Raw genomic sequence first — 7,380 nt, 5'->3', positions numbered from 1 at the left:
GGCCACCGCCGCCGGCTTCGCAGCGCCCTGGGCCACCGCCGGGGCGGGCGCCGCGCCCTTCGCCGGTTGCGGCTTCGCCTCTCCGGCCGCGCCATTTTGTCCCGCGGACAGGGTCGACGGCACGAAATCCAGCTGCACGTTGCCGACGAACAGCGCCTTTTCGCCACGGTCGGTGACGGTGAGGGTATCTGCCACCAGCTTGGCGTCCTGATAGGTGAAGACCACCGGCTTCTGGGTGACGATGGTGCCGGCCTTCACATCCACCTCGGCGTCCTTCAGCGTGCCGGCATAGCCGCCCTTCATGGCGAGGTCGACGCCGCCGCCCAGCGTGATGAACTGGCTCTTGACGTTCATGGTACCGGTCTTGGCGACCACCGTGGTCCAGCCCTTGTCGGCCAGTTCCATGCGCGCCTCGATGTCGGTGAGGTCCACCACGTCGGGCTTGGTGAGATCCTGCTCGGCGGTCCGGGCGTTGACGCTGTAGCCGCGCCGGTCGTCGGTGAAGCCGGAGAGCTTCGGCTCCTCCATGGTCAGGCGCGTGCCGGACAAAGAGAGCTGGCCGATGTCGAACGGCAGTTCGAGCTTGAGATCGAGGCTGAGGCTGGAAAGAAAGGGGATCGCCGTCCAGCACCGCCAGCGCCACGCCGAGGGAGAGGGGCAGCAGGCGGCGGAACCAGCGCACGCGCGTGCTGTGCCGCGCGGCCCGCTGGAAGTCGGGGGCGGCGCGCGGCGCGAAGCTGGCGGCGTCTCGCCGGTGAAGGTCGTGTGGCGGCACGTGTCGGTTCATGACCCTGTTCCGGGACCCGGACCGTCGCCCGTCCCCATTCCGCCGCGGCCCCACGCAGCTGAGCGGCGCGTCGCCCCACGCGCCATGCCCGCAACTTGTCCGAAATGGCCCCGCCGCGCAAGTCTCGGTCCGGCGCCAGCGCACGCCAAGGTGGAAAAATGCCGTTCCGTCAGGAGTGGGCGAAGATGTCTTCCTCGCCCCAGCCCGACAGATCGAGCGCCGCGCGGGCCGGCAGGAAGGCGAAGCAGGCGGCGGCGAGGCCGGCGCGGCCCTCGCGCGCGAGCATCTCCTCCAGCTTGGCCTTCACCTGGTGCAGATAGAGCACGTCCGAGGCCGCATAAGCGAGCTGGGCGTCCGAAAGATCCTCCGCGCCCCAGTCCGAGCTCTGCTGCTGCTTGGAGATTTCCACGTTCAGCAATTCGCGCAGCAGGTCCTTGAGGCCGTGCCGGTCGGTATAGGTGCGCACCAGGCGCGAGGCGATCTTGGTGCACCACACCGGCTGCGGCATCACCCGGAACGCCTGCTGCAGCGCGGCGATGTCGAAGCGCGCGAAATGGAACAGCTTCGTCACCGCCGGGTCGGCGAGCAGGCGCACGAGGTTCGGGGCGCTGTCCGGGCCCGCGCCCTTGGGAATCTGCACCACGTCGGCGGTGCCGTCGCCGTTGGAGAGCTGCACCACGCACAGGCGGTCGCGGAACGGGTTGAGCCCCATGGTCTCGGTGTCGATGGCGACCACCGGAGCGGCAACGAAATCCGCGGGCAGATCGCCCCGGTGCAAGCGGATGGTCATAAGCGGCCGGCCTCCTGGAGCGCATGCTCTGAGCGGTTCGGGCTTTTAGCCGAGGGCGCCCCCTGTGTCGATGGCGCTACACCCGGCGCGAAACGGTGCGCGGCTCGCGGCCGGAAGGCACATCCGCTTCCGAGCGGCAGCAAACGCTTCTAGCGGGTGGCCGCGCCGTGAGCTACGAATTCCGCTCGCGCCGCGCCCGCTGCGCTGAGCGTTCTTTCTGGGGGATAAATGCGATTGCGCGCCATCCTGGCCGGCCTCTTCGGCCTGTTCCTCTTTGCCGTCGGGGCGGTGCCCGAGGCGCACGCCCAAAACGTGCCCCCGGGCAGCTATCTGCGCACCTGCCGCGACGTTCGCGTCGGCGGCGGCGATCTCACCGCGCTGTGCGAGACCCGCCAGCCGGGCCGGTTCGAGTTCACCCGCCTGCCGGACTTCCGCAGCTGCTGGGGCGACATCGCCAACATCAACGGCAACCTGCGCTGCGACCGCCGGCCCGGTCCGCCGCCGCCCGGCCCCAACGTGGGTCCGCCTCCGCCGCCGCCCGGCTCCTATCTGCGCTCGTGCCGCGGCGCCGTGGTCGGTCCGGCCGGAACGCTGTGGGCGGAGTGCCGGATGATGAACGGCAATTGGGTGCGCGCCAACGTGAACCTGAATCAATGCCGCGGTGCCCGCGACATCGCCAACATCAACGGCCGCCTCGTCTGCAATTGGTGACAGCCGCGGGGGCGCTCCGGCGCCCCCGCTCGGGCCGCCGGCCACCGTCCGTCCGCGCGAAGCACGCATTGCAGCGCGACCGAGCCGGTGGTATCTGCCTCCCGGCTCACGCAGGGAGACAGGCATGAAAGCGCGGACCATCGGAGCGCGGATTGCGGGCGCGCGGATCACCGGCGTCTGCGCCGCGCTGATCCTCCTCGCCCTTGGGTCCGGGCCCGCCGCGGCGGAGGTTCCGCCGGGCAGCTATCTCTACAGCTGCCGCGACGCGCAGGTGCGCTTCGGCCGCGACCTCGCCGCCTTCTGCCCTGACGCCGCCGGCGCCTGGGTGGTGACGCGCCTCAACGACTTCCCGAGCTGCCGCGGCGAGATCATCAACCGCTCCGGCCAGCTGTGGTGCGACCGCCCCATTCCCGAACCGCCGCCGGCGCAGGGACCGTCGGGCCCCTCCACCGAGCAGGTGATGCGCGAGATCGTCGGCACGCCGGCACCGCCCGGCTCCTACCGCCAGAGCTGCGAGCGCATCGCCTTCGAGAACGGCGTGCTGACCGCCGCGTGCCGCACGCCGTATGGCGACCGGCGCATCTCTTCGCTGCGCGCCGCCTCGTGCGGGCCCGGCACCGACATCGCCAATCTGGACGGCACCCTCGCCTGCCAGGCCGGCGGCGCCGGCACCTATGGCAGCTATGGCGGCTATGGCGAGCGCCCGCCGCCGGGCTCCTACGTGGCCACCTGCCGCGACATCAGCGTCGAAGGTGGCTCGCTCAAGGCCACCTGCCAGGACCGCTGGGGCAACTGGCGCCCCACCAGCACCACGCTGATGGGCTGCCGCCCCGGCGCCGACATCATCAACGACAACGGCACCATCGACTGCCGCGCCGCCGCCTCCGCTTTTCCGGAGGGGCGCCCGCCCTACGGCTCCTACCTCGCCACTTGCCGCAATGCGCGCGTGGGCGGCGGCTGGCTGCACGCGGAATGCCAGGACCGGTGGGGCTCGTGGCGGCCAGCCACCATGGCCGTCTCCTCGTGCGAGCGCGGTGCCGACATCGTCAACGACAACGGGTCGCTGGCCTGCCGCCGGGCATTCAGCGGCGGCGGCGGCGGCGGCGGCAGCGGCGGTTCGGGCGGAGGAGACGGCGGCGGCGGCGACGGCGGCGTTCGCATCGCTTTGCAGGCCGGCACCCGCTATTTCGGCCTGTCGTCTCTGCTCGGCAACGACACGGACCCGAACGGCGACCGCCTGACCCTCACCGCCGTGGGCGACGCCGTGAACGGCGTGGTCTCCCTCGACGAGCAGGGCCGCATCCATTTCCTGCCCGACGACGGCTTCTATGGCGAAGCCTCCTTCACCTACACGGTCGCGGACGGCCGCGGCGGCACCGACACCGCCACCGTGAGGGTCGACGTCATCAAGGCGAACGAGGCGCCCGCCGGTCTCGCGCTCTCCAATGCCACGGTGGCGGAGAACCTCATCGGCGAGACGGTCGGCGTGCTGAGCGCCACCGACCCGGATGGGGACGCGCTCAGCTATTCCATCCGGCCGGGGGGCGACGGCGCGCTGTTCACCCTCGAAGGCAACGTGCTGCGGGTGGGAAATCAGGGGTTCGACTTCGAGGCGTCGGCCACGCGCTCCGTCACTGTGCGCGCCACCGATCCCAATGGCGCCTACACCGAGGAGACCTTCACCATCGACGTGCTCGACCGGCCGGAGACCGTGCTCACCACCGGGCCGGACGTGTTCGAGGGCACGGCGGCGGATGAGCAGGTGTATGCGAACTCCTATACCCTCAATCCCGAAGACCGGCTCTCGGGCGGGGACGGCAACGATGTGCTGATCCTGGACGGGTGGGGTCAGTTTGATCTTTCCACTCTGGCGGAGTTCACGGGATTCGAGGAAGTGCGGCTCGTCAACAATCCCTTTGGACCTCCCGCCAGCGTGTTCATGCGCGACGGCGTAGATATCAAGGTCAATGCCATCGATCGCACCAATTTCTATCTTTCAACCGGGCTTGAGACGATCACGGCCGGATCGATGGGCGGGTATTTCTATGTCGACGCGCGGTCGAACTCTCGGCAGGCGATGTGCTGCATGGCGGCGGCGGTCAAGATTTTCTCTATTTGTCGGGTGGCGATACCATCGACCTCAGTGCCTCTGAGATCCGCTGGATCGAAACCCTCTCCATTCAGGGGCCGACCACAGCAATCGTAGACGACGCCGTCCTCGTCGATATCGCCGCCGTGAAGGGCACGGGAAATGGTGCGAAAGTCGTCACAGGCGCTTCGAGCCTCGACCTTTCCGGCAAGGCGCTCGCGGCGGTCAGCGTGCTGAGTACCAACGCCTCCGGCACAACGTTCACCATCACCAGTCCGGCGGCCGGCTATTCCATCCTCGGCGGCCCCGGCAACGACACGCTGGTGGCCAACGGCTTTGCCTACACCGCCGAGCAGCGGGCGGTGATCTTCGCCGCCACCGGCATCGACAACATCCAGGACAGCAGCGGAACCTATATGCAGCCGGCGCGGCCAGTCGGAAGCTCCAGCCTGACGACAGCATCTGATGTCGTCACTGCCAGCGCCGACGACCAGACCGTCTACGGGACGTCAGGTACTTTCAATCCTGGAGATTCGCTCGCCGGCGGCGGGGGCACCGATGCGTTGGTCCTCTTGGGCGACGGGGTCTTCGACCTCGCCTCACTGGCGGAATTCAGCGGTTTCGAGGAGGTGCGGCTCGTCAACGACTTCAACACCGCGGGCGCCAGCCTCAAGCTGCGCGACGGCGTCGATCTCACCGTGACCGGCAGCGCATCCGACGATGTTTTCATCCTCTCCACGGGCGCGGACAAGATCGACGGCGGCACGGGCTTCGATACATTCCGCATCGAAAGCACGGCCGATCTCACGACGGCAGATCAATTGCGGGGCGGCGACGAATTGGACTATCTTCTTCTGGCCAGCGACGAAACATATGATCTGACGAACATCGACTTCGAAGGAATTGAAAACCTATCATTACGTAATCATGCGACAGCCGTCGTTAATAATGACGTCCTCGCGAAGTTAAACCTGGTGACCGTAGACTACTCCGGCATTTTTGCTGGAACACTCAGCACGGCTGACTCGACGCTCGATCTCTCCGGCAAGGTCGGGAACGTCCCCAACATCGTCAGCACCAACGCCACCGGCACCACCTTCACCGTGGATACCGCCGAAACCGCGCGCTTCGTCCAAGGCGGCGCCGGCATCGACACTCTGGTCGTGTCCGGCCTGAGCCTCACGAACAGCCAGCGCCAGTCCATCTTCGACAACGGCTCCATCGAAATCATCCGCGACGCCACCGGCGTTTACGGCGACGAAACGGCCAATACCCTCGTCGGCACCGCCGCGAGCGAGATCATCAACGGCGGCGGCGGCGCCGACGTGCTCACAGGCGGGGCGGGGGCGGACACGTTCGTGCTCTCGGCGCAGGCCGGGGCGCGGATAACGGACTTCAACGCGGTGGGCGGGCTGGTGGCCGACGACGACATCCTCGACATCGACGCCGTCATTGCGACCTTCGGCTTCGACGTCGGCGACGACATCTCCGACCTCGTCTGGCTTCAGGACGCCGACGGCGACGCCGGCACCTCCGGCGCCTACCTGATGTACGACGTTGACGGTGCCGACCAGGGATTCCGGCGGTGCAGCACACGGGGCTCGACGGGCTGAACGTGGGCGACACGCTGCACCTCGCCCATAACGGCACCACCACAGACCTGATGGTCATCCTCTGAGCGGGGGGAGGATGGGGGCAGGCGAGGCGGGACGCCCCGCTTTGCCTGCCTCGCCTTTCCTACCCCGCCCGGAAGGTGCGGCGGAACTGGTCGGCCAGCGGCTTGAGCAGATAGGACAGAGGCGTGCGCTCGTGGGTGGCGAGGTGCGCCTCCACCGGCATGCCGGCCACGAGGTCCAGCCCGCCGAGGCGCGCCAGCGCCTCCGGGTCGGGCACGATCTCCACCACATAGAAGCTCGCGCCGGAGCGCTGGTCGCGTGTCACGTCGGCGGAGACGCGCGTCACCGTGCCGTCGATCTCCGGCGTCGTCTCCTGCTGGAAGGCGCTGAAGCGCAGGCGCGCCGGCTGGCCGGTGCGCACCTGGTCGATGTCGGTGGGCTCCACCTGGGCGGTCACCACCAGGAGGTCGTCGTTCGGCACGATCTTCATCACCTTGTCGCCGGCCGCCACATAGCTCTTCAGCGTGTGCACGGCGAGCTCGTGCACGGTGCCGGCGCTGGGCGCGCGCACGTCGAGGCGCGACAGCTGGTCGAGCGCGGCGACGCGCCGCTCCTGAAGCTCGGAGAGCTTGCCCTCCGCCTCGCGCAGCTCGCCCAGCGCGTCGCCGCGCATCTTCTGGTCGATGGCGAGGATCTGCAGGGCGATCTCGGCGATCCGGCCGCGCGCGGCGGCGCCGGAGGCGCGCAATTGGCCGAGCTCCCCCTCGATGCGGGCGGCCTCGCGCCGCACCGCCGTGGCGCGGGCGATGGAGACCAGCTTCTTGTCCGCCAGCTCCTCCATGGAGGCGAGCTCCACATGGACGAGGGCGATCTCCTTCTCCTTGGCGGCGGATTGCAGCTCCAGCCCCTTCACCTGCTCGTGCAGCTGGTTGATCTGCTCGGCGAGCTGGGACTTCTGCCCCTCCCGCATTTCCGCGCGGGCCGCCAGCAGGCCCGTCTCTCCGGCCCAGACGGCGGCGAGGGCGGGGCTCGGCCGGTGCTCGGGGGGAAGCTCCGGCGCCGCGGCCATGGCGGCGGCGAGGCCCGCCTCCACCTTGAGCCGGGCGATGCGCGCCAGCAGTTCGTCGATCTGCTGGGTGACGATGGCGAGGCTGGCCTTGGCGAGGGTGTCGTCGAAGCGCAGCAGCAGGTCGCCGGCCTTCACGCTACCGCCCTCGGCCACCGCGATCTCGGCCACGGTGCCGCCGAGCGGCGGCTCGATGGACTTGACGGAACCCTTCAGCGTCATGGCGCCGCCGGCGATCACCGCGCCGGACAGGGGCGCCAGCGCCGCCCAGGCGCCGCCGCCCACCAGGAACAGCGCCACCACGGCGCTCCCCACGGCGAG

Annotated in this window: 6 protein-coding genes; 3 read left to right on the top strand and 3 right to left on the bottom strand. The window is 69.2% G+C overall.

Features of this window, described 5'->3' with window-relative positions; all coding sequences use genetic code 11:
* Positions 1-528: LPS export ABC transporter periplasmic protein LptC (gene lptC, locus AC2W7M_RS16045; RefSeq protein ID WP_486133213.1), on the bottom strand; the 528-nt coding region annotated here is incomplete at its 3' end.
* A 428-nt stretch (positions 529-956) separates the two neighbouring features.
* Positions 957-1,577: a ribonuclease D gene (locus AC2W7M_RS16040; protein WP_486133212.1), complete on the bottom strand. Its 621-nt coding sequence runs from the start codon at positions 1,575-1,577 to the stop codon at positions 957-959.
* A 234-nt stretch (positions 1,578-1,811) separates the two neighbouring features.
* Here AC2W7M_RS16040 and AC2W7M_RS16035 point away from each other — a divergent pair, with 234 nt between their 5' ends.
* From AC2W7M_RS16035 to AC2W7M_RS16025, 3 genes are all read left to right on the top strand, one after another.
* Positions 1,812-2,288, top strand: a complete 477-nt coding sequence (locus AC2W7M_RS16035) for a CVNH domain-containing protein (RefSeq protein WP_486133211.1) — start codon at positions 1,812-1,814, stop codon at positions 2,286-2,288.
* 124 nt (positions 2,289-2,412) lie between these two features.
* Complete coding sequence (locus AC2W7M_RS16030; RefSeq protein ID WP_486133210.1) at positions 2,413-4,494, top strand: Ig-like domain-containing protein; 2,082 nt, start codon at positions 2,413-2,415, stop codon at positions 4,492-4,494.
* A 299-nt stretch (positions 4,495-4,793) separates the two neighbouring features.
* Positions 4,794-5,990: a hypothetical protein gene (locus AC2W7M_RS16025; RefSeq protein ID WP_486133214.1), complete on the top strand. Its 1,197-nt coding sequence runs from the start codon at positions 4,794-4,796 to the stop codon at positions 5,988-5,990.
* A gap of 124 nt (positions 5,991-6,114) precedes the next feature.
* Here the strand turns inward: AC2W7M_RS16025 and AC2W7M_RS16020 are convergent.
* On the bottom strand, positions 6,115-7,380 hold a 1,266-nt coding region (locus AC2W7M_RS16020; RefSeq protein ID WP_486133209.1), incomplete at its 5' end, for an HlyD family type I secretion periplasmic adaptor subunit.

The organism is Xanthobacter sp. BG11Y11_SDJG (assembly GCF_057364445.1).
The sequence above is the reverse complement of the archived record's forward strand: the minus strand, read 5'-3'. Positions and strand labels throughout refer to the sequence as shown.

Bases quoted from the DNA above. Each gene is read 5' to 3' on its own strand.
- AC2W7M_RS16030 (WP_486133210.1), top strand. From the start codon at position 2,413: ATGAAAGCGCGGACCATCGGAGCGCGGATTGCGGGCGCGCGGATCACC.
- AC2W7M_RS16025 (WP_486133214.1), top strand. From the start codon at position 4,794: ATGCAGCCGGCGCGGCCAGTCGGAAGCTCCAGCCTGACGACAGCATCT.
- AC2W7M_RS16040 (WP_486133212.1), bottom strand. From the start codon at position 1,577: ATGACCATCCGCTTGCACCGGGGCGATCTGCCCGCGGATTTCGTTGCC.